Below are 24,493 nucleotides of genomic sequence, written 5' to 3' on the forward strand. Positions count from 1 at the left end.
AAGTAGTTCAGGAGGAGAAACACATGCTGCACCAAGCAACTAGAAACACGCATAGAACAAGCGTTCAGGACAAGCTGCAATTTCTGTACGGGGATCGGAGCGCCGAAATCATGTCCGGCATCGAGAAGATCGCCGCCAAATACGAACCGCTCAAAACGGCGGCGAAGCCTTGGGTGAGCGAGAACGACGTCATGCTGATCACGTACGGCGATTCCGTGCAAAGCTCGTCGCAGCGGCCGCTTGAGACGCTGCATCGTTTTCTGAATGACCATCTGAAAGAGACCTTGTCCGCCGTTCACATTTTGCCGTTCTATCCGTTTACGTCCGACGACGGATTCTCCGTCACGGATTACCGCGCCATCGATCCAGCCCTGGGCAATTGGGCGGATATTCAAGCGATTGCGGCCGATTACGATATGATGTACGACGCGGTTATCAATCATATCTCGAAATCAAGCGAGTGGTTCCAGGGGTATTTGAACGGCGATCCGCAATACGCGGATTATTTTATCGAGGCGGATCCTTCGCTGGATTACAGCGCGGTAACCCGTCCGCGTGCACTGCCGCTATTGACGCCGTTCGAGACGAGCCGGGGCGAGAAGCATATTTGGACGACATTCAGCGAGGATCAGATCGACCTTAATTTTCAAAATCCGGACGTGCTGCTGGACATTCTCGACATTCTTGTCATGTACGCGATCAAAGGCGCGCGCTTCATTCGCCTTGATGCGATCGGTTTTGCTTGGAAGAAGCACGGCACGACGTGCATGCATCTAGAAGAGACCCATGCGCTTATCAAGGTTATGCGCGATATTTTGGACGAGCTTGTACCCGGCACGATCATGATCACCGAGACGAACGTGCCGCATGACTTTAATATCAGTTATTTCGGCAACGGCTATGACGAAGCGCAAATGGTCTACCAGTTCCCGCTGCCTCCGCTGACGATGTTTTCGTTTCTGACCGGCAGCGCCGGGAAGCTCCTGCAATGGGCGGACAGCCTGGAGCCGACGACCGAGGGAACGACGTTTTTCAATTTCCTGGCCTCCCACGACGGTGTAGGCGTTCGGCCGACGGAAGGCATCCTGACCGAAGCGGAACGGCAATTGATGGTCGACCGCACGCTTCAGCACGGCGGACGCGTATCGTTCAAGAACAATCCGGATGGCTCGACCAGCCCGTATGAGTTAAACATCACGTATGTGGATGCGCTGACGCATCCGGACGAGCCGGACGAGGTTCGCATCAATCGTTTCCTGGCGGCCCAGACGATCCTGCTGTCGGTTGCCGGCGTACCGGGCATCTATATTCACAGCTTGCTCGGATCGCAAAACCATTACGAGGGCGTCGAGCAATCCGGCATTAACCGCCGCATCAACCGCGAAAAATTAGACATTGCGGCCTTGGAAGCGGAGCTCGCCTCCAGTCCGGTTCGGAAAGGGATCTTCGAACGCTACAGCGCGCTGATCAAACGGAGAAGAGCGCAAAGCGCCTTCCATCCGCAGGCGAAGCAGGAGGTGCTGTTCCTGGACGACCGGGTGTTCGCCGTCGCGCGGACGAATGCATCCACGGGCGAGCAGGTGATCGTGCTCGTCAACGTTTCTGCCGATGAAGTGCCTCTCGCACTGGAAGCGCAAGGTACGGATTTAATCAGCGGACGCGCAGTGAACGGCGGCATGACACTGATGCCGTACGAGGCGATGTGGGTGAAGACGAACCGGTAATCGGTTCGTACCAAAATCGCCCGGAATTTTTCCGACTCAGCTTGTAAACCAGTACGTCAATTCAGACCGTATCCCCGTGGATACGGTCTTTTTGGCGATGGTCCAAGCTTTCTACGGCACCGCATTTGCTGTGTTGAGGTCCGTAAGGACTCCAATTCCGATTATCGCATCCAAAGCGAGGAGCATCAAAGTGGGGGAATGGCACTGGGTAAACGGCGGGTTTTAAGAAAACGCAAACGGCGCGGCTTCGCACGAGGAGGGTATCTCACGGTTATTGAATAGCTACGCTACTCATGCTGAAGGAAGGATGGCGGCTGCGAACGGAGCGGCGGCCAACATGGCACTTATCAGGTGACAAGTACTTTATCCTATTCTCATCTCAAAAAAGACATGTAGGCATCTGGAAAGAAGAGTCAGCTTCCTTTGTTCAACGGGCAGCAGGATAGTATTATCAATTCACGAATACGTATTAAATTGAATTGATTGCGAAGTTCGTAAATATGACGTTATACGACATTCTTTTATGAGGTGAAGTACAATGAAGTACACAATAATCCGTGATATTAGATTATTTGAAGAAAAAACGCGAAGTTCTTTTCCAAGCTATATTGGAGAGATTTATTCTATTGATAAATCAATTCATTTTCTAAGTGATAGATATTCAAGAAAATTAAGAGAACTAGATTTTGTTACTAAAGACTTTCATCATTTATATATTGTACTAACACCATATTTGGCAGAAGGAGCGATTGAAGAATCGGCCAATAGACCTGAAAAATGGATGAAATTTTACTATATTGGAGTATCACTTGAGCTATTTAATTTACAATCTAAAGAAGATAAAGAGAACAATATTATTGAAATTATTACTAATGTATTAAAGTCAATCGCTATCTCAGAAGATCAAATTTGTATTGTTGATAAAGTTTTCAAGAAATTAGTGAAACTAAGAAGTAATTTAGAAATCATCCATCTGACTAAGGATACTAAGAAATACACAATAACTATTAGTTATCAAATAAGACCAGAAAACAAAATATCTCGAGCATTTATAGAATGTTTTGATAAAAAGACTGGAATTACGAGGAAATCAAATTTAATTCAACTTAAGAGTTATGAAGATATCTTTTATCTAGTATCATCTATTACCGAATCAAATGGATTTATTAATCTAAAGCCAAGAAACTCGGAACTAGCTAATTTTCATATTAAATCTTACGAAACACCAATGAAAATAAATATTGATCAAATGCCAATTGTTTAAGTTCCTCATTGAAGTAGAACGTCGCATAACACCATATTCACGCTGCGGGCTGACGCCCTTGGTCCGATCGATGTAGAAGTGCCGCGGGTGAATCAGCCGGACAACCACTGCGAGCCTAAGTCTGACGACCCGTTCCCTAACGGTCACTTAAGACTCTCGGGTTCGTGAGTTATGATGACGAGGCCAGCTCCTAATTGTACAACGTAGGTTATAGAGGTAGTTATGGACAAACTACTCTACAGAGCCACAACAAAAAGGAGCTGGTTAATATGAATAATGCCACAAAATATATCGGGATGGATGTCTCGAAGGAAACCATCGCTGTTGCAATCGCTGAATCGGGAAGAGAAGAACCGCGGTTCTGGGGAATTATTCCGCACAAGCCAGAGGCTGTGAGAAAGTGGTGGCACCGTCGCTCATACCTAAACGGGCAGGAGACCGTGTGAAAACAGACCGCAGAGATGCATTGCGACTGACTCAATTGTTTAGAGCTGGTGAACTTACAAGTGTCTATGTGCCGGATCGGGATACGGAGGCATTGCGGGATTTAGTACGAGCTAGGGAAGATGCAAAAGAAGATCTGCATCGTGCAAGACAGCGCATCATATCAATACAAGAACGTTAGACAAAACTCCCTAGTTCCCTAAAAGATCTTAAGGATTGATTTTTATTACTCCTGTATAAACTGGCAGTATCCCTAAAACCTTGGAAAAACTTGTTAAGGGGATTTTTAGATGAGCTAAACAGAAAAAATAAAGATACCAGAGGTAACGATCTAAAAAACCAAAAAAATAGTAGATTATATAGAATTTACCAACAGGTAAGGGCTGGTTATCAAGAAGGTGAGAGTGAGCATTTCGATGAAGGCCCCAACAGCATATTAAACACCGTATTCACGCATCGGACCATTCGGTCCTTGGTCCAAGCCAAAGGAGAAATGCCGAGGGTACAATCCAAAGTGAGGTGTCATTTATGAAAATTGAAATCCTTCAAACAAACGAAATTTCTACATTTGTGGGGATTAGAACCAATAGTGTGATGACTGACTTAGGAATTGCAGTCAACCATACATTTAAAGAGTTAACTGAAAGAAAATCTGAAATACGAAATATAAAAAATCATCAAGTGACGTATGGGATTACACCCCCGAATTATAAAGGAAATAATGGGCTTTTGGATTTTTATTGTTGTTTTGAAGTAAAGCAAATAACTAATTTACCTCACGGCATGGTACATATCCAAATCCTTCCAAGGCTTTATTCAGTCACATATTTTATAGGCGCATCACGGAAGACTTATATGGCATATGATTTTACATCTAGATGGTTACAAGAAAATGGATATGAATATGATGATGTCTCTTATTATTTTGAGAAGTATGATGAGAAGACAATTAGAGAAATCGACGATGATAAGAATGAAATTACAATATATTGCCCAATAAAAAAGAAGCAATCTTGAAAGTAGTTCATGACAGCATCGCCTAACAGCGTATCATGCATCGTGGGGCATTCGCCCACGATCCGGCAGAGGGATTTCGGGGAACGAACGACCGCCAGGGCGCTAGCCGCTCGGCGGTCGTTGTCGTTTCAAGAATGGTTTGGCCAGCGAAACGGGCTTAACGCAGCCCATCCAAGATCACCGCGATCGCCTTGTTCAGATCGAGCGGATAACGGACGAAGATGCAGATCCACATCACCAAGCCGAGCGACGTGGTCGCGACAAAGATGACTTTCTCCTTCGTGTTTTGCCATTTTCTGCGGTGGAGGACGAAGCCGCCGCAGATGAACAGGGCATAGCAGACAATGAGCGGAATCATGACATTTCTTCCCCCTTATAGGATAAGTGGCTCTGCTTCAGCCAGGTGACGGCAATAAGCAGCACTGGGATAATGATCGCAAACAGCGAATAATAATCGAACAAGTACTTCCGCACCCATTCGAAATTATCGATCACGTTGTCGAAGTACATCGCATACGCGGAGATCACCCAGATCAGCGGGTAAGCGACGATGGCTCGGTTCTGCAGGCCGAGAAGCTGGCAAATGCCGAGAACGGCGCAGTAGAAAATGACGCTCAGCTTAATGAAGACCATGACCAGTACGTTGACCGATATAATTGCTTCAAGATGCTCGATGAAATTGGAAAACTGCATTTCGCGGAAAATAATATAGATGGGATTCGACAGATGCTCGCTCCGATAGACGCCCAGAATGCCTACGGTAAAGAGGAGGGCAATCGACATGAGTACGCCGGAGGAGCTGATTCCAAGCAGAAAAGGCTTCCGCAGCTTGTCCCGCTGCGCATAAGGGAACAGCATGAGCAGCGATATCGTCTCCATGTACGGGAATCCAAGCAAATATGTCGTATGCAGGAAGACATGCCCCAAATCGACCTGCGGGAGGTCGAAACGGCTCCATCTCCATTCTTTCAGCATAAGCGTGAACGGAATCCAGAAGATCAGCATCATCGAAGGCGTCAGCATCCCGCTGACCGAGGAGATCGATTCGATGCCTTTGACGACCGCGTATGCACACACGAACAGCACCATAATATTAAAGATGGAGATGGGCGTCTTGGGCATGATGTTCGAGCTCATATAGTCGCTCATGTTTCGGGTGACCCAGGATGAGATTTGAAGGAAAAAGACGATATACAACACCGATACGAACCCGCCGACCCATTTGCCAAGGAGCTTCAGGGCAATTTCGATCAAGCTGAGCCCAGGGTGAAACTTGTACAAATACAGCCAAAGGCACGCGAGAATTACGCCGTACAAGCACGACCAGAGCTCAAGCAGCCAGGCGTCCTGCTTCCCGCTTGCTATCGTATCGCTCGGCAGCAGGATAAATGTCGTCCCGATGCAAAATGAGAGCGTCAAGGTGAAGAGCTGCCATCTGTCGAGCTTTGCTTGCTTCATAGGTTAATCTCCGTTTTCACGCGAATTGTATGGCTTTATCGTGTTGCCTAGCATCGTAACCTTCGATTCCGTCTGAAACTTGAAGTCCATCCCGAGCCATGCTTCTTCGGATACGCGATGGTTTTGCAGTCCTAATAAATCCCAGCGGTTCTTCTTCGCCAGCTTGATCAAATCGTTGGCGCGTTCAATGAGGTGCGAGTTAAAGGCTTGCTCGACATCGTGAAGATTGCCGAGCGTCATCATGCTGGTTTGTTGGTTGTTCAAAATCGTCAAATCGGCGCGGATGCGGAACGTTAACCGCTTGTTCGCATGATCCTGTTTGCGCCCTACCTGGATATGATACGCTTGTACATCGACGCGTGAACCTTTCACATTCAGGCTGAAAACAGATTTGGTCGCCCTATGATTCAGAATGTAGTCTATTTTCTGCATTTCTCTGTCGATTCGGCCGACCATTCTGCCCTTGACGATAACGGCGCTGTCCGTCAGATTGAGGCCATTCTTGCGGGCATCAATGTCGTCGAGCCGACTTGCCGAAGCGGCTCTCCGCGTGCCGTTAAAGTGAACGATGGGCACGATCGCCGGCTGATACGTGGAGATGCCCTCCGCCAAATCCTTCATGCGCGTCATCGAGGCCGACGAACCGAGGAAATCTGCGTTCAAATCCAATAACGAACGGAAAAACCGGCCGGGCACGATCTCGAGCGGCGTGAACGTGTTCAGCACTTCCGAGAGCGGGGAATCCGTCACCAGCACGAGCACGTTCGTACGACGCTCCGGATTCCGTTCGAGGAAATTAATCATGTCCGTTAGGCCAAGCCTCGCGTAACGTTCGGTTACAATGTAGCACTGCATATGAGCGGCGAACAGCAAGCGCGGCATCGCCGTTCCCGTAATCTCGGTTATCCTGCCGAGGCTGGACTCTTCAAATTTGTACGAATACACGGAAGCTTTCGTAGAGCCGCCGCCTTTGGCCGAGACGCCGGACGGATTGACGATTTGAAAAATCGCCGTGACGCGGCCTGTCTTCGGATCCTTGTCCACCGAGCCGATATTCACGATCGCCAATTGATTGATTTCTTTCATGTCCCAACAACCGGAACAAAACAACAGAAGCAGTAGCGCGAACCAAACCATTCGCATCGCAATCACCTTTCGGACTTGTTCGTTTGAAACGGCTTTTTCTCCGAGAGATGAGCCATATATTTGCGCGGCACCCGAACGAGCGTATCCTTCCAATCGGAGAGGATGAGGGGGGCAACGGGCGTCATGTAATTGACGCCGAACGAGCGCAGGGAAGACAGATGGATCAATAGGAAAAATCCGCCGCACATGATGCCGAATAAGCCCATTACGCCGGCTAGCGCCATGAAGATGAACTGTAGTATCCGCTGCGAGATGCCGAATGAATAACTAGGCGAGATAAAATTAGATATCGCAGTTAACGAGACGACGATAACCATAGCCGCGGATACGAGCCCGGCTTCGACGGCGGCCTGTCCAAGCACCAGCGCGCCGACGATGGAGATGGTCTGTCCGGCGATTCGCGGCATTCGAAGTCCTGCTTCGCGAAGCAGTTCGAAGGTGATCATCATAATGAGCGCTTCGATGAATGCAGGGAATGGTACTGCTTCCCGCTGAGCGGCCAGATTGATCAGCAGCGTCGTAGGCAGCATTTCCTGATGGTAGCTGACGACCGCGATGAACAGCGGCGGCACGAATACGGCCAGCAGGAACGCGAACATCCGCAGCCATCGAAGCAGGATGGCGATGTCGGCCCTCTGGTAGTAATCCTCAGGCGAGACGAACAACTGGAAAAACGTGATGGGGCCCACAAGAACGAAAGGCGTGCCATCCGTCATGACGGCAACCTGACCCTCGATCAATTTGGCGGTGACGACATCCGGCCTTTCCGTGCTGATCAGTTGCGGGAATGGAGACAGGCCTTTATTCTGGATCCATTCCTCGATATAGGCGCTTTCGAGAATGCTGTCGGTTTGGATGGAAAGAAGCCGCTGCCGGAATTCATCGACGACGGCAGCGGGAGCTGTATCATGCATATAGGACAAGAACAATTTTGTTTTGGTGACGCTGCCGACGATAATCTTCTCGAAGACGAGTTGTTCGGACTTCAGCCGTTTGCGAATCAAGGACACGTTGCAGTCGACGTCTTCGATAAAGCCTTCGCGCGGACCGCGGATGACCGACTCCGTAATCGGCTCCGTCACGGAACGATATTGTATCTTGGAGACATCATAGCTGACAACGGATTTCCCGTCCTCGGGAATTAACAGGCACTGCCCTTCAAGCACAGCGGCGATGCATTCGTCGACATTGTTCAGCGTCTGCCTGCGCACCGAGAAAATATGATCGACCATGTTTTCGGCGGGGGAAGAAGAAGCAGCGTGACCTAAATCGCGCGCCCGAATCAGCGGCCCGACGATCCACTCTTCGATTTGGCTGTCGGCGACGAGCGTGCCCAGGAAGATAATAAAGCCATCGAGTCCTTCAGCAAGCTGAAGCTTCTGACAGGTCAAGTCCGTTGAATGTCCCAGTCGCTTCGTAACCTCGTCGGCCATTTGCTTACCGGGCAATATTTGCTGCATCTTCAAGCCTCCTGCGAATTCGTGACTTCACAGGATATCATTTCCAATTGCCAGGTAGTCAATACGTATCAGCCGTGGTTATACACTCGCATTGGCTAATATATTCGATTTATTAGATCTGAGCTGGAATGTAATGTATTGACCGATTTTGCCCATGCTCAGGCTGAATTCCAACTTACGACCAAGCATTCGCGCATGGAGGTCAAGTATACGTGCCTTTCGCAGAGGCTAGAGTAGGCATGCGTACAGTCAAGTGGTTATTAACCTACGTAGTATAAGATACACTTGCATGTAAAATCATGAATATCTTCCGTTAGGAGAGATGTTATGGCTCAAATGAAAAATCAAGGACCTACGAGACAACCGCCGGAGTCTCCTCCTCCCGCATTCATCCCACCGCAACCCGCAGTTTCTTATATCGTCGACTGCGTTTACCAGTACACCTATGTTTGGCTTAGATCTGGCGAGAACTTCTGGTTTTACCCGACACATGTCGATATGGACGGCGTTGCAGGGTATAGATGGAGCGGGTCATACTGGTATTTCTATGGTATCGATCCGCGATTCATCAATGCCGTATCGTGTCCTCCGTTTCCTACCCTTTTCTGAGCACTATAAAACAGAGTACCGGTGATTCTGTTCACATAACGCGCTCTGTAAGTGATATTTTGGTTAGTTGAATAATCAGCAAGTCGAGGCTGCCGATACAAACGGCAGCCTTTCGTTCTGTCAAAGTCATAACGGCATAAGGTAGACATGGCGGACAAGTATATAGATTGAAGCCCATGGGGGAATGAGCCTGATGAAGATTGGTAAACCGATTCGATTTTTGGATGCCTTACAAGGGTGGACAACGGTGTATATGGCAAAGTAATAGGGGGATTCTGGAAAGTTTTAATATTGGCGTTTAGCTCATTCATTGTTCGGTCGGCAGAATCTCCAATCCACGGTTCCAGTGGTTTCGGGGGTTCTTTTTTCTCTATTCGGAATTAGTAACTAATTCTTCTATTTGGGTAAAGCGGGGACCCTTTATGCCTACATCGTTCAAGTGTATAATGACGACTATAAGAACGAACTGTGCTTAACTGGCGGAGGTTTAAAATAAAACCGCTATATGGACAAGACGCTTATCATTAAATCACCGTTATACGAAGGGAACGAACTGAACCTGTTCATGGGCTCGTTCCGAGTTGCATCTTACATCTAGGAGGAACGGACATGTCGGTTGGCTTATTGGCGCACTTGCTGGGGAAACTCCCATACAAACACTTGGCGGAGAGGGTTGCTGAACGAGGGGTTGATTATGTACAGCTTGCGCTGTCCAAGGCGATCTCGGACGTGGATTTTTCATTGGGGCGCATGAGTCCGGGATTAGCTAACGAAGTAGGCGGCGCGTTCGCGGACCAACGCGTCGGCATCGCGGTACTTGGTTGCTATGCCAGCTTGATTGAGCCGGATGACGACCTGTATCGGCATAATGTCGATCGATTTAAGGAGCATCTGCGCCATGCGCGGCATTTTGGAGCTTCGATCGTAGCGACCGAGGTTGGCGTACCCAAGGACCCCGCTCGATTTGCGGAAAACGAAGAACGACTTAACCGGGCGTTGGAAGAATTGGTCGAAGAAGCCGAACGTTGGGGTGTCACGATTGGCTTGGAAGCGGCGCAAGGGCACTTGATTGCTTCGGCGGAAACGCTGGCATCATCGTTAGAACGGTTTCCTTCCTCTTGCCTCGGCGTCGTACTCGATCCGTGTAACTTAATGAATGCGGCTGCGCTGGATGATCAAGACGAGGTGATAAGGAACGCATTTCGCTTGCTTGGGCCGCGTATCGTTAGCGCGCATGCCAAGGATCTAAAGCGCGGGGAAAACGGAGAGATCACTTTTACGGCAGCTGGACTGGGCGATCTAAACTATCCATTATTCTGGGAATTGCTAGAGGGGCATAAGCCATATGGCTTCGTCACGCTTGAAGACGTTCAAGTGGAGCAACTGGCTGCCGCAACCCGTTTTGTGCGTGACGGCCGAGCAGCAGCGCGAACGTAAGTTTTGCGCATTACGACAGGCTTATAGCAACGATGCGGTTGAGAATCTCGCAGGTACTAGCCGAACGAACAAGAATATCTTGCTTATCAATGAGATGGCAAAAATTTAATACAGACCCAAACAAGTTGAAGGCTGCTGGACGATCCAGCAGCCTTTTACATGTGCGTAGGCCGGGTTAAACCTATATCAGCAACAATCCGTTTGAATGCGGCAAGACATGTAATCATCGGATTCATCCACGCTTCCACCTCTGTTGACCTCATGAAATAAAGTATATCTATCATCGTAAAACAATGCATATTAGTTACTAAGAGGATCTTATAAGATGAAATTAAAGATAATCATCTGATTCGAAGGAGTGTATGGGATATGAGGCATGAGGTCGTGGCGGCGGATATAACGGTTGTCGGCGGCGGGCTGGCGGGGGTTTGTGCGGCTATCGCTGCGGCTCGGCTGGGCAGAACGGTTTCGCTGGTTCAGAACCGGCCCGTGCTCGGCGGAAATTCCAGCAGCGAGGTGAGGGTGTGGGTTTGTGGCGCTACGGCGCACGGAACGCACCGCTATGCAAGGGAAACCGGCATTATGGGCGAAATGTTCATTGAGAACCAGTTCCGCAATAGGGATGGAAACCCTTATTTTTGGGACTTGGTCATCATGGAGAAGGTGCGGGCGGAGCCGAATATCCGCTTATTCCTCAATACGGATGTCCATGAAGTGGAGGCCAGCGGCGACGAGAATAACCGGACGATTCGTTCCGTTACCGGCTGGATGATGGGATCGGAACGGCGGATCCGTTTTGAAAGCGCCGTGTTTCTCGATTGTTCGGGCGATGGGCTGGTTGGGTTTCTCGCCGGCGCCAAGCATCGGGTCGGCCGCGAGTCGAAGGACGAATACAACGAGGATTGGGCGCCTGACGTGGCGGACGATATTACGCTCGGCAGCACGCTTTTGTTCTATACAAAGGATGCGGGCCATCCGGTACAATATATCCCGCCTTCTTTTGCTAAAGACATCACCCAGACGACGATTCCGATGAAGCGAGTCATTCGCAGCGGCGATAATGGTTGTGCCTATTGGTGGATCGAATGGGGAGGCGAATTCGATACCGTTCATGATAACGAGCTGATACGCGATGAGCTGTGGGCCGCCATCTACGGCATTTGGGACTATATCAAGAACTCGGGCAAGTTCGATGCCGATAATATGACACTCGAATGGATCGGCTCGATCCCCGGAAAAAGGGAGTACCGCCGATTCATCGGCGATTATGTGCTCAATCAGAACGACCTTTTGGCGCAACGCGAATTCGAAGACCGCATCGGGTTCGGAGGATGGTCCATCGACCTACATCCGCCGCAAGGCATGTACTCGGCGGAAAGCGGATCCAAGCACCTGCATATCGACGGCGTCTATCATATTCCGTTTCGCTCGCTTTATTCCGTGAACGTAGACAATTTACTCATGGCCGGCCGCAATATAAGCGCTTCGCACGTCGCGTTCGGAACGACGCGGGTAATGGCAACCTGTGCCGTCATCGGGGAAGCCGCGGGTACCGGGGCTGCTTTAAGCGTGGAGAAGGGCATTACGCCACGCGAGCTGCATAACGGCCATCTACGCGAATTGCAGCAAACGATGATGAGGCAGGATGCCTCGATTATCGGCTTGCGCAACGAGGATCCGGCCGATCTGGCGCTGAAGGCGAACGTCAAGGCATCCAGTACGTTGACGCGACTTGCGGTGGAAACGCCGGTGGAAGCCTATCCCCTTAATTCCGACGTGGGCTTGCTGCTGCCAGCGGACCCGGGCATTGACGGCATCGAGCTGTTGGTGGATGCTGCAGAAGCCGCGACGCTTGCGGTCGAGCTGTGGAATACGGGCCGTGGCGAGAATTACGTCCCGCATACGCTGCAGACGACTGCATCGGCGCAAGTCGCCAAAGGCGACAGGCAATGGGTAAAGCTGGATTTGCGCTGGAAACCGGCTGCCCCGCAGAACGCCTTCCTCATTATTAAAGCCGCCGAGCGAATTTCGCTGCAATTGTCAGGTCAGCCGCAATCGGGAGTCCTTACATTCGTCAAAGGACCGGCGCCGATCGTGTCCGCAGATCTCGAGGACCATCAGACATCGCAGCCTGTCATCCAATGGAGCATGCGGCCGTTCGTGCGCAAACCGCTCTGCTTCCGTCTGCTTTCATGGACAAATGCGTTCTCCCCGGAGAGAGCCGTCGACGGATTTGTTCGTCCGTTTGCAGGTCCGCATCTGTGGTCGTCCGTCGCCATGCGGGAAGACTCGCCCGAGTGGTTGGAGCTTAGCTGGGCGAACCAGGTGAACGTCCGGTCGGTCCACATTACGTTCAATGACGACGTTAACGAGGACTTGATCAACCTTCATCACCACCGCACACCGTTTGCAATCATGCCAGAACTGATTCAAAATTATGCTGTCGAGGTATATGCGAACGGCGAATGGACCGCTGTAGCGGAAGGACAAAACAATCATAAACGCAAACGCATCCATACGCTGGATGCGGCGGTCGCCGCTGACAGGATCCGGATCGCAGTTTTCTCGACTAACGGCAGCCTGTGCGCCGAAATTGTCGAGGTCAGGGTGTACGAATAGTTTATAGGCGCGAAAAATAAGATGGTTATGCAGCTTTTGTGCAAGCCATCTTTTTGTTGTTCGAATAGGTTTGAAACTTTCTTTCGGGAGGGGTGCCGAATGAATGACGATCTATTAACTGTATTGGTTGTCGATGACGAACTGCCAATTCGTCAGGAGCTTCGTTTGTTTTCCTGGGAGAAGCATCATGCCGAGTGGATTGGAGAAGCGGAGAACGGCGAGGAGGCGCTAAGGTTTTGCCGTTGCCGCACGCCGGATATCGTCATAACGGACATTACGATGCCAGTCATGAACGGACTCGAGCTGCTTCGAAGCTTGAAGTCGGAGTTTCCCCATATCCAAGTGATCCTGCTTACCTGTCATTCGGATTTCGCCTATGCAAAGGAAGCGATCAAGCTCGGTGCGGTAGAGTACCTTGTGAAAGTGACGATGGATGACAGTGATCTCGCGCAGGCGATGCATCGGGCGAAGGGGGGCGTTTATCACGAGAAATCGCTTCAGCGCAGCGAGGCGGAACGTCAACGATGGAAGGCGTTCGAACAACTGATGGAAATGACTCGGCAGACTGCCGATGACGGGGAGTTTCCAGCCTGGCTGCAAGATTCTTTCCAGGCCAAGCTTCCGTTACAGCTTGCTGCGTTTCATGTGGAGACGAGAAAGGCAGGTCGTCTATTCGTTCATCATGCATGCGAAGAATCGCTAACTTTGCTGGAGCAGCTGAAGCCGTTCACCTGGGTTCCGGCCGACAGCGACAGCGGCATTTATGTGCTGGTATTCCGCGCGGAGAACGGCAATTCGCCAGAAATACGCCGCGAACTGGAGGAGATAATGGAGGAGCTGTATCAATCACTCGACGGCAGACTGCCCTTCCTTTGCGATGCATACAGGCTTTATGGCGTCCTAAGCGATCCTATTTGGAGAAGTGCGGATTTTGCGGATATGTACCGCAGCGTTTGCGAGAGGCCGGATGCGGTTTTCTATGATGGTGCAGGCAGGGTGTTTGCGACTTCGCCCACCGGACCGGCATCACTTGACGAACAAACGGCGACTGAAATGTCGGTCAAGCTGCACAAAGCGCAATGGAACCGGGAACAGCTGGCGGAGGTCATTCGGGGGGATTTCGTGCAATGGGCGATAAACAGACGCATCGTGCCGGAGGAGCTGCGGACGTTCGTTGCCGATTGGCTTCGCGGCTGGCACCGAGAACAAGCGGCTCAAGGCGGCAAAGGGTGGAAAGTATCGTGCCAGATCCTCGATGCTGCTACCATAAATGAATTGGTGGAAGCTTTCGTTCATGAAATCGAATCGACGGGCAAGGTCAAGAAGTGCCGCAAAGAAATCACGGAAGCAAAGGCATTTGTCGAAGCGAACCTCGAGAAGACGATCACGCTTAATATCGTTTCCCGGGAGGTCGGGCTGAGCCCGCATTATTTGAGCCGGTTGTTTCGGGAAGAAACGGGAGTTCCGTTCAACGATTTCGTGACTGGGAAAAGAATCGAGAAGGCGACTGATCTGCTGCAGCATACATCGCTCAGGGTATATGAGATTGCGCAGCAGGTAGGCATTCCGAGCTACCGTTATTTCTCCGCCCTATTTCGCGAATGGACGGGAGCGGCTCCAACCGAGCTAAGAATGGCTGACCAAGATGGCAAAGGATGATGGCGATTGAACCGGATCTATCGCTGGTACAGGAGTTGGAGCCTCGCGACCAGACAGTTTCTGTTTTTATTTATCATAACGTTCGCGTTTTTTATTCTTCTAGCTTGGAACAACTACTACAAAGCGGCCGATTTGTTTAAAAATCAAATGGTATCGGATTCAGTGACATTGATCGCGCGCACGAACCAGTTTCTTGATACGTATCTGGACAATAGTCGGAATGTACTGCTGCTATTATCGACGGACGCCAAACTGCTTCGGGAAGGAGACGGCAACAAAATATCCGAATCGCTCCGGTTCATTGCCGAGAACAACAGCTCGCTCGTGAAAACGCTGTATATCATCCGCAAGGATGGTAAAGTGTATGCCAGCTCCCAGGTCAATTACGATATTATCGGCAATCCGAAACTGAGCTCAATTTATGACAAGTCGCTGCAAACCTATGGTGCGGCGGTCGTGAGCCAGCCCTATGTATCTCCGCTCTCCGGCGAGACGGTAGCCATATCCCGTCCGGTAAGCGAAGGCAATGGTGACATTTTAGGGGTCGCGGTCATCGAGCTCAATCTGGATAACCTGAACCGGAAAATAAGCGAATTGACCTCAGGCTCCTATCAGACCTTCGTGATCATGTCCGATAAGGATAGGGTAGTTACGTTCGATCGGGATAACGGCATACTCCCGCAAAAACCGGGTACATATCACGATGACCTCCCCGAATCGTTCATCGGCAAGCTCGCTGAGCTACCGGTAACGGCAAGCGAAGTGAACGGGCCGAACGGCAAGCTCGTTGTCGTAAAATCCGGACAGAATCGACTTGGTTGGACGCTGCTCGTGCTGATCAAAGACCGTTACTTTTATCAGAACGTCATCCGTTTGTTCGATAATTATAAGGCGGCCGCCAGCATTTGGTTCGTGGTCCTGCTGTTCATGGCGTTTGCCATGTCCCGTTATATGACCAAATCGATCCGGATGCTCGCAGTCAAGATGGACCGGGTACATGATATGGGCGTAATCCCGAGCCTTGTCGTGAAAAGGGAAGACGAGATCGGGCGGCTTACCCAAAGCTTTAATGCCATGATGGAACGGATCCGCAATCTGCTGCAGGAAACGAAGCAAATGGAAGAGCGGAAGAAACAGCTGGAGCTGAAGGTGCTGCAAAGCCAGATCGCCCCTCATTTCCTGTACAACACGCTGGCATGCATCGGAAGTTTGGCCAAGCAGCACAGGACGCAAGAGGTCAAGGAAACGATCAGAGCCCTAGTCGGCGTATTATCGCTCAGCTTCGATAAAACATCGGAATTCTTAACGGTGAAAGAAGAGCTGGAAGGGCTGAACATGTATATGCAAATCCAGAAAATACGGTATGGAGACAAATTCAAATTCGTTCAGGAAATCGATACTGAAGCGTTATCCTGCAGCATACTGAAGCTGACGCTGCAGCCGATATTGGAGAATGCTGTCTTCCACGGGATCGCCCCAAGCCGCTGCGGCGACGGTCACATTCACGTCCGGGGATCCATACGCAAAGGGAAACTGCGGTTCTTTATCCGCGACAACGGGGCTGGGATGGATAAGTCGAAGCTCCGGGAGGCACTTGACGAGCAGACGGCGGAACCTAGAGAGCGCTCCTCCGGCATCGGAATGGCGAATGTCCACCACCGTCTGCGGCTTCACTATGGCGCTCCTTACGGACTAAGGATCGGAAGCCTGCCGAATGCGGGGACGGTCGTCTGCATTACGATTCCCGTCGTGCACGGATGATTGGTTTGAGGAGACCTTTGGTCGACTCAGCATTCATCCACGGATGATTGGTTTGAGGAGACCTTTGGTCGATCAGCATTCATCCACGATGAAAAATTGTCGGTTTTGTTCTTCATTTCGCAAGTTCACTGTATAGTTGAAACCTTGTTCGCCTTGCTATACTTGGTTTGCGCAATTGTATGCGCTTACAAAGATGCGAGGTGAAACCTATGAACCAGCGGAATGCAGCCCATTCCGTACAAAGATCGGCGCCGAAACCGGGCGTTATCTCCGTATTCGGCAGAAACATTTGGCGCTTCAAAGCTTTCTATTTGATGCTCTTGCCGGGACTCATTTATTATATCGTCTTCAAATATATCCCGATGTACGGCGTCATTATCGCTTTCAAAGACTTCAACATGATGGATGGGATCTGGTCGAGCCCATGGGCAAGCCCATGGAACAAACATTTTTTAACCTTTTTTCATTCACCATATTTCTCACAGCTGCTTACAAACACCTTTCTGATCAGCGTATACAAGCTGCTCTTCGGCATGATACCTCCCATTGCCATGGCGCTGCTGCTTAACGAATGTCGGATCAGATGGTTTCGATCGCTGATCCAAACCTTAACGTACATGCCGCATTTCCTGTCGTGGGTGATCATATACGGCATTCTGCTTGCGCTGCTGTCCCAAAGCTCCGGATTGTTGAACCAATGGCTGAAGGATGCAGGCGGAACAGCTGTTCCCTTCTTGACCTCGACGTCTTATTTCCGGTCCATTCTGGTCGGATCGGAAATATGGCAAAATCTCGGCTGGGGAGCAATCATTTATTTGGCGGCTATTGCCGGCATCGATCCTACGCTTTACGAGGCGGCACGGGTGGACGGCGCGGGAAGACTGCGAATGATCTGGCACATTACGCTTCCCGGCATCCGGACCGTTGTCATCATGCTGTTGATTTTGAACCTGGGCCATATCCTTGATGCGGGCTTCGAGCAAATTTATATCATGTACAACATTCAAGTCTATGCCGTCGCCGACATTCTCGATACCTGGGTGTTCCGAACCGGTCTGCAGCAGCTTAACTTCAGTCTGGCTTCGGCGGTAGGATTATTCAAAGCTGCAATCGGATTGGTTCTGGTGCTGGGGTCGAACAAACTCGCCAGGCGGTGGGGGGAGGGCATATGGTAAAAAGCACGAATGACCGCATCGCAAACGCCGTTGTCTTTATCATCCTGCTTGTGTGCGGGCTTGTCGCGGTGTTCCCTCTACTGTACGTCCTGTCCGTTTCGCTCACTCCGTTCAGCGAAGTGCTCAAAAACGGAGGCTTCATTCTCGTGCCGAGATCGATCACGTTTGACGCTTACCATAAGCTGCTCATGGAATCGAATATTCCCCGCGCCTTCGGGGTTACTGTACTGGTAACCGTCATCGGCACGATTCTCAATATGGTGATTACGGCGTTAATGGCGTATCCGCTCAGCCGCAAACAGCTCCCGGGACGCAACCTTTTTCTTATGATGGTGGTCTTTACCCTACTGTTCAGCGGCGGGATCATACCGACTTATCTGGTCGTCAAGTCGATCGGGCTTCTGGATTCCATTTGGGCCATGATTTTACCGAACCTCGTGTGGAGCTTCAACGTGCTCATCATGAAAAGCTTCTACGAGTCGCTCCCTGAGGAACTGTTCGAATCCGCAAGAATCGACGGGGCCAAAGAATTCCGCATCTTGCTCCAGATCGTCGCACCGCTTTCCGTACCGGTAACGCTGACCATCGGATTGTTCTATATGGTGGGCCACTGGAACGAATTTTTTCAAGCGATTATGTATGTGACCGATCGGACACTGTTCCCTCTTCAGGTGGTCGTGCGGGAAATTTTGATCCAAACGCAGCAGCCGCTCGAAAATGCCGACAATATGACACCGAGCGAAACACTGCAAATGGCTTCCGTTATTCTGGCCAGTCTGCCCATAATTATGGTATATCCGTTTTTGCAGAAGCACTTTACTAAAGGCATGCTGCTCGGCTCCGTCAAAGGTTGAAGCTCGGCACCCCGTTACTGCAGGAACGGGAAGGGCCGGTTTAACAATAAAAGGTTTTTAAAAGAAAGGGGATCCAAAAAATGAAGAGAATGAAAGCTGTTGCCGTCATGTTAAGCAGCATTGTGCTTATTTGCAGCGTGGTTGCAGGCTGCTCGTCCGGCAATTCATCGAATTCCATGAACAAGAAGACTGCAGGCGCACTTGGTGAAAGCATCGCGGGTTCCGGTGAATCGAGCGGCCCAGTCAAACTCGATATCATTGAGACCGGTAACAATTTGCCGACTCCGGACAAGGACTTTATTAAGCAGGCCATTGATAAAGCGATTCAGTCGGATTTGAATTTAACCGTATACGCGTCGGGTGATGATTATAAAAACCAGTTGAACGTGCGGCTGGCATCCGGCAATTTTCCCGATTTATTCCAAGTATCGGACCGCGCAGCGCTGAAACAATTAGTGGAGCAGGGGCTTGTGCTCGATTTGACCCCGTATACGGATAAGCTGCAGCCGGTTAAGGATTTCATCGGCGACGAGAGCTTGAAGAAGACGACGATTGACGGTAAAGTGTACGCCGTTCCGAAAGCGCCCAGTATCCCTTACAACACCTATTGGATCCGCAAGGATTGGCTCGAAAAGCTCGGTCTTCAGCCGCCTTCTACAATCGACGAGTTTCTGAAGGTGGTTAAGGCGTTCGCCGAGCAGGATCCGGACGGAAACGGGAAGAAAGATACGCTCGGACTTACCGGCAGCAAGCTTTCCACGTTCGCTCCGATCTTCGGCGCATTCGGTGTAGGGGACCCGAACACGTTCTACATCAAGGACGGGAAGCTGACCAATTCTCTGTATGACCCGGCAATGAAAGACGCACTCGGTTTTATCAAGAAGCTGGTCGATACCGGTGCGGTCGACCCGGAGATTATGGCCAATACCGGTCTTCAGCATCAGGAGAAGGCGATTAAGGGGCAAGCGGGCATAATCTGGGTCGATTGGCCGAACCTGAGCAAGGATCAATTCACCGAGCAAATCAAGAAAGTAAACCCGAACGCCAATTGGATTCAACTCGCACCTCCGTTAGGGCCAGGCGGACAACATGACGGTCCGTACGATTTGGGCGGAACCACGGGAATCTATGCGATCCCGAAAGCACTGGAAAACAACAAGGATAAACTTCAGAAAGTATTCGATCTGCTGAACTACGTCTCCGGCAAGGAAGGATCGATGCTGGTGCAGTTCGGTATTAACGGAACACACTACAATCTGGAAGGCGACAAGGTCACGCCGACCGAGCTGATGGGCAAAGAAGCGGGCTTTACTTGGCTGTACCAGTTTACCGGCCGGCCGGAAATGACCTACCTACAGACGAAATTCGCGCCGCAATCCAAATATATCCAATTTGCCAACAGCCAGCCGAGAATTCAAATCCTGAACGGATTCCTGACCAATCCTGAAGGGTATAATCCGGCGGATACCATTCGTTTCATAGAAGAAGAATTCGTGAAATTTATCTATGGAAAAAGCCCGCTTACCAAATACGACAGCTTCCTTAAAACGCTTGAATCGAGCATGAACTTCAAAACGTACATGGATGCATCAACCAAGCAGCTGGAGGAGCTCGGTTACGGTAAATAAGAAGGAAGAGCGCTTCATTTAGTAGTTACGCTTTACAGCATTAATTTACCGTCACAACCATGTCGATGACTATGAAGGCGGAGGTAAATTATGAGCAAATGGTATAGATGGTATCGAGGTGATGCTCTAAGACTAATTCTCTCATTCCTGCTCGTATTCTCGTGCATCCCTTCCGGAGGAGGAACGCTCGCGGAAGGGATGCAGCTTAAAACCGGAAACTATTATTACAGCCCTGCCCCGGATGCAGGAAATTCTCCCGACAATGGGGCGATTGGCTTGGTATCGTCAGAGGGTGGCAAGCTTCTAGACAACTTAACGACGACCTATGCCGGTTGGATGGGAAGCGCCACATCCAAAGGAACGGTGCAGGTGGTGTTTGACCTGCTGAAGGACTACCCGCTTGATAGCATAAACATCGTATTGAATTCGCCTAACAGCTATTGGGGGTATAAACAATTTACGGTCAAATACCGCCCCGAGGCTGCAACGGATTATTACTATATTGCCGGCAAGCATGTTAAATCGGGAACCGCCTTGAACGATTCGGTTAACATCAAGGTGAACAACAAGACAGCCAGGTTTATTGTCATCGATATTAAGCGGTCAAACGCCTATCAGCATATCCCGCTTACTGAAGTGCAAATTTATAAGGGCGTGGGCGATGAAGGACAGAATCCGGCTCCTGCTTTTACTGTAGAGCAGATGCAGGCTGAACTTAAGAAAGACGCTTTGATGGTGGATAAATTCGGACAATGGATTTATGAAACGTGGACGGGAAAGGTTGTAACTGACACACAATTGCAGGAGGAATATGCGAATGAGGCGGAAGCGCTGGCGAAGGTTTCGCTGGACCGAAGAAAATACGATCAGTACGGCGGGATCAAAAGCGGAGGGCAGTACACAGGAACCGGATTTTTCCGACTTGAACAAATCGATAAAAAATGGTGGTTTATTACACCGGACGGCCATAAATTCATTTTAAAGGGCGTGGATGCGACAAGCATATGGGAGTGGGGGTACGGAACGCCGTATAAGAGGGCGGACGGCACGCCCCGGAAGGTGTTCGAGGAGCTTCCTGATCCGAGCGTTTATACGCCCGCTTACACAAATGACTTAAATGGCGAAAGAGTCAGCTTCGTCATCGCCAACGTCATGAAGAAATACGGCAGCGATTATGAGTCGAAGTGGGAGGAAATCACCAAGAAGAGGTTGATCAATTGGGGCTTTAATGCCTTTAGCAAGTGGACCAGACCTAATAATGTCACGTTTCCCTATATACAGGTTCTGCAAGATCCGATGAATTTGAAAAGGATTCAATGGACGTACGATGTGTTCGATTCGCAAGCTGAATCCATTATCGACAACGCTTTGTGCGCACAGCTTCATAAGGCGAGGAATGACCGGTGGCTGATCGGCTACACTTACGATAATGAGGCCGGATGGACGACCGACATTGTCAAAGAAATTTTGACGTATGACTCGACATCTGCGGCGAAAAGAGCTTTTGTGGATTTTCTTGCGCCAAGATATAACAATGACATTGATGCTGTTAATCAGCTTCTTGGCACGAACGCCGAATCATTTGACACCTTAAAGAATACGTCGATCGCTATCGCTCACGTTCCGGCTGTTGATGTATCGGACTATATCAAATTAGCATCCAAAACGTACTTCTCGACGATCCGTACGATTATTGAAAAATATGATTCGAACCATTTGTTCTTAGGTTCCTCTATCGTCGCCACCTGGCGGACCAGTCTGGATTGGGATTCGGCAGCCATGGGATTTGTGGATGCTTTCTCTGTAGATAATTATTCGAAAGATGCGGGTTGGCTTTCCAGGTATGAGGCTTTCGGTAAACCGCTGTTGAATCTGGAATATACCTTTAGCACTAGCGAGCGCGGTCTATCGCCCGCCAATGCAGCCACTAGTACGGCTAGTATAGCGGACAGAGGAGCGGCCTTCAAAGCTTTCATCGAAGGTCAAACGGCACATCCGCTGTTCGTCGGCTCGGGTTGGTTTGGGTATTTTGATCAGGCGGTTACCGGGCGTAGAGACGGCGAGAATTATAATACAGGCTTGGTAAACCAGCAGGATCAGCCCTATACGGATATGGTCAATATCATGAAGACCGTCAATTCAGAGGTGGAAGCGATTCATGAGAATGGGCATTCGTGAAGCAACCCTAAGCAGCCTTAGTTCGGTATTGAACCGGACTAAGGCTGCTTAGCTTTTCATAGACGCATGAAAGAGATTGCACCATTCCATGGGGCGTTCACGCTTCTTTGTTGTCGTCCAGTAAAAATTGTCTGAGCTCATAATACGATGGTACAATAGCTTCATGAAAAATTAATGACAGACAGGAGTTAGATACGATGATAAAAGGTTTCGGAGGAGTATTTTGGAGAACGAAGGACCTTGAGCTAATAAAAAAATGGTACAGTGAAGTGTTGAAGATTGAAATAGACAATTGGAACGGGACTGTGATAAAACCCCAATTGGGAAATGAGACCATCTTTTCTTTCTTTACAGAGAATGACAATTATTTTCCAACAGAACAACAAGTGATGTTAAATTTCCAAGTCGATAATTTAGACGAGACTATTAAACATCTTGAACATATTGGTGTACCTCTTGCAAAGAAACAAGAGAGTAGTGAATATGGAAAGTTTATTTGGATTGAAGATCCAGATGGTCGATTGGTCGAGCTTTGGGAGAAATAACGGCCCGTGGTGGAGCAGGGCTGCTTGAGGAGATGCGAGATAAAGACAGTACGGGCAGTAGGACTTCTAGAGATCTGTCCGTTGAAGTGAAACTACAGCGAGCTGAAGCCTGTATCAGCTTCTTGAGGGCGAAAACGATACAGAGACTGCCAGACGTTACAGGAATTACGCGTACGCGTGAATGAATACATCACCTACTACAATTCGGAACGTTACCAATGGACATTAAAAATGATGACTCCTGATGAATTCAGAAGTCATCTATTGACGGCGTAGCCATACCGGACCTTTTTCAAACAGTGTCCTTAAACAGGATCACAGTTCAATCTCTAACGGTCTTCTGTTATTGGAATATCAGCGTGCGGAACAGATGTGGAGTCCGGTGTGTGCAAAAGCGGAATTCAGCTAAATAACCGCCTCGTCTTGGCACCCATGATCCATTACTCCTCGGGTGAGAAAATAACGCTTGTTCTGCAGGATACGCTCATCATTTGGCCGATAAAGTCTGGCGGCTTCATTATGCTTATAAGCCAACTCATATTTCCCAAGGCGATCATAGCATACGCACAACTGCAAGTGAGGTAACCAAGTGGAGCACATTGGGTTTGCCAATCCCCAGGTATCTTTAGGATGTTCTAATTGTGTAGCTACTGTGTACCAAAATATGGATGCTTGAATGTCATTTTGTTGTAAAAAGTGATAACCTAAACGACAACAATATTCAGCGCGAGGGGGACCAAATTGTAACGATCTTAATGAAGAGCGAAGTTCGTTTTGCTGATCTCCGAGATGATGAAAGGCATCCGCTAGTTTTCCACAAGCTGAGATATTGTCTTCCACCCAACCTTTGCCTGTCGCTAGAAATTTTTCATAATAGTGAATTGCCTCTTCAAACCTCCGATGATCCAATAATTCATTAGCATAATAATACAAATCCCGCGGCGAAAATTCCTCACCCAAGGCTAATCGTTTTTCATAAATACGGAGATTTCGTTCATTTTCATGATGAAGGCTACTGTGCGTGACAGCTATATCACTATTTAAGATGGATCCACACACTGCCAGATACTCATGCACAGCGCCAACCCATTGAAACTGATTGCTTCTTTTCACTAGTCGATTGCGTCTTAAACTGGATGTAACTTCGCCAAATTCATCGAATGCAAGATGATAATTCATTGTGACAGAATCAATGTTTGGGTCAAGCGTCTCTTTTAAAGCAGCGAGTTTAGCGCGACCCTTTTCCTTCAAAATGTCATCAGCATCCAACCAGAAAATGTAGTCCTTACTTGCTTGATTAAATGCAAAATTCCGGGCTTTTGCAAAATCATCAATCCAAACAAAATCATAAATTCGCTCCGTGTATTTGCGAGCAATTGCTTTCGTTTGATCGGTCGATCCTGTATCTACAATAATAATCTCATCAACAAGATCACAAACGGAACTCAGGCACCTTTCGATGACATCCTCTTCGTTCTTTACAATCATACATAGGCTAATAGAAATCATAACACT

19 protein-coding genes and 1 pseudogene are annotated in these 24,493 nt (G+C 49.3%); 15 read left to right on the forward strand and 5 right to left on the reverse strand.

The annotated features are described in order from the left end of the window. Window positions 1-23: 23 nt before the first annotated feature. From KXU80_RS03815 to KXU80_RS03830, 5 genes and pseudogenes are all read left to right on the forward strand, one after another. A complete protein-coding gene (locus KXU80_RS03815) occupies window positions 24-1,724 on the forward strand; it encodes an alpha-amylase family glycosyl hydrolase (protein WP_219836963.1) in 1,701 nt (566 codons plus the stop codon). 538 nt (window positions 1,725-2,262) lie between these two features. Further along, window positions 2,263-2,988 carry a hypothetical protein gene (locus KXU80_RS03820; protein ID WP_219836964.1) on the forward strand — a complete coding sequence of 242 codons (726 nt, stop codon included), beginning with the start codon at window positions 2,263-2,265 and terminating at the stop codon, window positions 2,986-2,988. A 269-nt stretch (window positions 2,989-3,257) separates the two neighbouring features. Next, the gene (locus tag KXU80_RS27815) at window positions 3,258-3,434 is read left to right on the forward strand and encodes a hypothetical protein (RefSeq protein ID WP_258171233.1); all 177 of its coding nucleotides are present in this window, start codon (window positions 3,258-3,260) and stop codon (window positions 3,432-3,434) included. Beyond that, a pseudogene (locus KXU80_RS27820) lies at window positions 3,389-3,592 on the forward strand (transposase); the annotation flags it as partial. The gene KXU80_RS27815 and the pseudogene KXU80_RS27820, both read left to right, overlap by 46 nt. 368 nt (window positions 3,593-3,960) lie before the next feature. Further along, the gene (locus KXU80_RS03830; RefSeq protein WP_219836965.1) at window positions 3,961-4,449 is read left to right on the forward strand and encodes a GyrI-like domain-containing protein; all 489 of its coding nucleotides are present in this window, start codon (window positions 3,961-3,963) and stop codon (window positions 4,447-4,449) included. A gap of 157 nt (window positions 4,450-4,606) precedes the next feature. Here KXU80_RS03830 and KXU80_RS03835 read toward each other — a convergent pair whose 3' ends face one another. The 4 genes from KXU80_RS03835 to KXU80_RS03850 form a co-directional block, all read right to left on the reverse strand. After that, window positions 4,607-4,807: a hypothetical protein gene (locus KXU80_RS03835; protein ID WP_219836966.1), complete on the reverse strand. Its 201-nt coding sequence runs from the start codon at window positions 4,805-4,807 to the stop codon at window positions 4,607-4,609. Then, entirely contained in the window at window positions 4,804-5,907 is a 1,104-nt protein-coding gene (locus tag KXU80_RS03840) for a GerAB/ArcD/ProY family transporter (protein WP_219836967.1), read from the reverse strand. The genes KXU80_RS03835 and KXU80_RS03840 overlap by 4 nt, the downstream gene beginning before the upstream one ends. 3 nt (window positions 5,908-5,910) lie before the next feature. Next, window positions 5,911-6,993 carry a Ger(x)C family spore germination protein gene (locus KXU80_RS03845; RefSeq protein WP_219836968.1) on the reverse strand — a complete coding sequence of 361 codons (1,083 nt, stop codon included), beginning with the start codon at window positions 6,991-6,993 and terminating at the stop codon, window positions 5,911-5,913. Between the two features lie 62 nt (window positions 6,994-7,055). Beyond that, window positions 7,056-8,513: a spore germination protein gene (locus KXU80_RS03850; protein ID WP_219836969.1), complete on the reverse strand. Its 1,458-nt coding sequence runs from the start codon at window positions 8,511-8,513 to the stop codon at window positions 7,056-7,058. A gap of 1,218 nt (window positions 8,514-9,731) precedes the next feature. Between KXU80_RS03850 and KXU80_RS03855 the strand changes: the two genes are divergently transcribed. The 10 genes from KXU80_RS03855 to KXU80_RS03900 all read left to right on the forward strand — a co-directional run bounded on the left by KXU80_RS03855 (window position 9,732) and on the right by KXU80_RS03900 (window position 23,254). After that, window positions 9,732-10,559, forward strand: coding sequence for a sugar phosphate isomerase/epimerase family protein (locus KXU80_RS03855; protein WP_219836970.1), 828 nt, complete (start codon window positions 9,732-9,734; stop codon window positions 10,557-10,559). Window positions 10,560-10,928: 369 nt separating this feature from the next. Next, window positions 10,929-13,178: an FAD-dependent oxidoreductase gene (locus tag KXU80_RS03860; RefSeq protein ID WP_219836971.1), complete on the forward strand. Its 2,250-nt coding sequence runs from the start codon at window positions 10,929-10,931 to the stop codon at window positions 13,176-13,178. Window positions 13,179-13,277: 99 nt separating this feature from the next. Then, window positions 13,278-14,837 (forward strand): response regulator transcription factor, encoded by a 1,560-nt coding sequence (locus tag KXU80_RS03865; RefSeq protein WP_219836972.1) that lies wholly within the window; start codon window positions 13,278-13,280, stop codon window positions 14,835-14,837. A 6-nt stretch (window positions 14,838-14,843) separates the two neighbouring features. Further along, window positions 14,844-16,598 carry a cache domain-containing sensor histidine kinase gene (locus KXU80_RS03870; protein ID WP_219836973.1) on the forward strand — a complete coding sequence of 585 codons (1,755 nt, stop codon included), beginning with the start codon at window positions 14,844-14,846 and terminating at the stop codon, window positions 16,596-16,598. 314 nt (window positions 16,599-16,912) lie between these two features. Then, entirely contained in the window at window positions 16,913-17,773 is an 861-nt protein-coding gene (locus KXU80_RS03875) for an ABC transporter permease (RefSeq protein WP_258171404.1), read from the forward strand. Continuing rightward, window positions 17,767-18,627 (forward strand): carbohydrate ABC transporter permease, encoded by an 861-nt coding sequence (locus tag KXU80_RS03880; RefSeq protein WP_219836975.1) that lies wholly within the window; start codon window positions 17,767-17,769, stop codon window positions 18,625-18,627. The genes KXU80_RS03875 and KXU80_RS03880 overlap by 7 nt, the downstream gene beginning before the upstream one ends. An 80-nt stretch (window positions 18,628-18,707) precedes the next feature. Then, entirely contained in the window at window positions 18,708-20,255 is a 1,548-nt protein-coding gene (locus KXU80_RS03885) for an extracellular solute-binding protein (protein ID WP_219836976.1), read from the forward strand. Between the two features lie 90 nt (window positions 20,256-20,345). Then, complete coding sequence (locus KXU80_RS03890; protein WP_219836977.1) at window positions 20,346-22,433, forward strand: hypothetical protein; 2,088 nt, start codon at window positions 20,346-20,348, stop codon at window positions 22,431-22,433. A 197-nt stretch (window positions 22,434-22,630) separates the two neighbouring features. Continuing rightward, window positions 22,631-22,978: a VOC family protein gene (locus KXU80_RS03895; protein ID WP_219836978.1), complete on the forward strand. Its 348-nt coding sequence runs from the start codon at window positions 22,631-22,633 to the stop codon at window positions 22,976-22,978. A gap of 177 nt (window positions 22,979-23,155) precedes the next feature. Next, window positions 23,156-23,254: an IS3 family transposase gene (locus KXU80_RS03900; RefSeq protein ID WP_258171234.1), complete on the forward strand. Its 99-nt coding sequence runs from the start codon at window positions 23,156-23,158 to the stop codon at window positions 23,252-23,254. Between the two features lie 129 nt (window positions 23,255-23,383). On the opposite strand, the gene KXU80_RS03905 is transcribed toward KXU80_RS03900, so the two are convergent. Beyond that, window positions 23,384-24,487, reverse strand: a complete 1,104-nt coding sequence (locus KXU80_RS03905; RefSeq protein ID WP_219836979.1) for a tetratricopeptide repeat-containing glycosyltransferase family 2 protein — start codon at window positions 24,485-24,487, stop codon at window positions 23,384-23,386. Window positions 24,488-24,493 lie beyond the last annotated feature (6 nt).

The organism is Paenibacillus sp. R14(2021) (assembly GCF_019431355.1).
Lineage (GTDB): Bacteria > Bacillota > Bacilli > Paenibacillales > Paenibacillaceae > Paenibacillus_Z.

Excerpts from the sequence above, each read along its gene's own strand:
- KXU80_RS03815 (WP_219836963.1), top strand. The coding sequence starts at position 24 with ATGCTGCACCAAGCAACTAGAAACACGCATAGAACAAGCGTTCAGGAC.
- KXU80_RS03820 (WP_219836964.1), top strand. The coding sequence starts at position 2,263 with ATGAAGTACACAATAATCCGTGATATTAGATTATTTGAAGAAAAAACG.
- KXU80_RS27815 (WP_258171233.1), top strand. The coding sequence starts at position 3,258 with ATGAATAATGCCACAAAATATATCGGGATGGATGTCTCGAAGGAAACC.
- KXU80_RS03830 (WP_219836965.1), top strand. The coding sequence starts at position 3,961 with ATGAAAATTGAAATCCTTCAAACAAACGAAATTTCTACATTTGTGGGG.
- KXU80_RS03835 (WP_219836966.1), bottom strand. The coding sequence starts at position 4,807 with ATGATTCCGCTCATTGTCTGCTATGCCCTGTTCATCTGCGGCGGCTTC.
- KXU80_RS03840 (WP_219836967.1), bottom strand. The coding sequence starts at position 5,907 with ATGAAGCAAGCAAAGCTCGACAGATGGCAGCTCTTCACCTTGACGCTC.
- KXU80_RS03845 (WP_219836968.1), bottom strand. The coding sequence starts at position 6,993 with ATGAAAGAAATCAATCAATTGGCGATCGTGAATATCGGCTCGGTGGAC.
- KXU80_RS03850 (WP_219836969.1), bottom strand. The coding sequence starts at position 8,513 with ATGCAGCAAATATTGCCCGGTAAGCAAATGGCCGACGAGGTTACGAAG.
- KXU80_RS03855 (WP_219836970.1), top strand. The coding sequence starts at position 9,732 with ATGTCGGTTGGCTTATTGGCGCACTTGCTGGGGAAACTCCCATACAAA.
- KXU80_RS03860 (WP_219836971.1), top strand. The coding sequence starts at position 10,929 with ATGAGGCATGAGGTCGTGGCGGCGGATATAACGGTTGTCGGCGGCGGG.
- KXU80_RS03865 (WP_219836972.1), top strand. The coding sequence starts at position 13,278 with ATGAATGACGATCTATTAACTGTATTGGTTGTCGATGACGAACTGCCA.
- KXU80_RS03875 (WP_258171404.1), top strand. The coding sequence starts at position 16,913 with ATGCTCTTGCCGGGACTCATTTATTATATCGTCTTCAAATATATCCCG.
- KXU80_RS03880 (WP_219836975.1), top strand. The coding sequence starts at position 17,767 with ATGGTAAAAAGCACGAATGACCGCATCGCAAACGCCGTTGTCTTTATC.
- KXU80_RS03885 (WP_219836976.1), top strand. The coding sequence starts at position 18,708 with ATGAAGAGAATGAAAGCTGTTGCCGTCATGTTAAGCAGCATTGTGCTT.
- KXU80_RS03890 (WP_219836977.1), top strand. The coding sequence starts at position 20,346 with ATGAGCAAATGGTATAGATGGTATCGAGGTGATGCTCTAAGACTAATT.
- KXU80_RS03895 (WP_219836978.1), top strand. The coding sequence starts at position 22,631 with ATGATAAAAGGTTTCGGAGGAGTATTTTGGAGAACGAAGGACCTTGAG.
- KXU80_RS03905 (WP_219836979.1), bottom strand. The coding sequence starts at position 24,487 with ATGATTTCTATTAGCCTATGTATGATTGTAAAGAACGAAGAGGATGTC.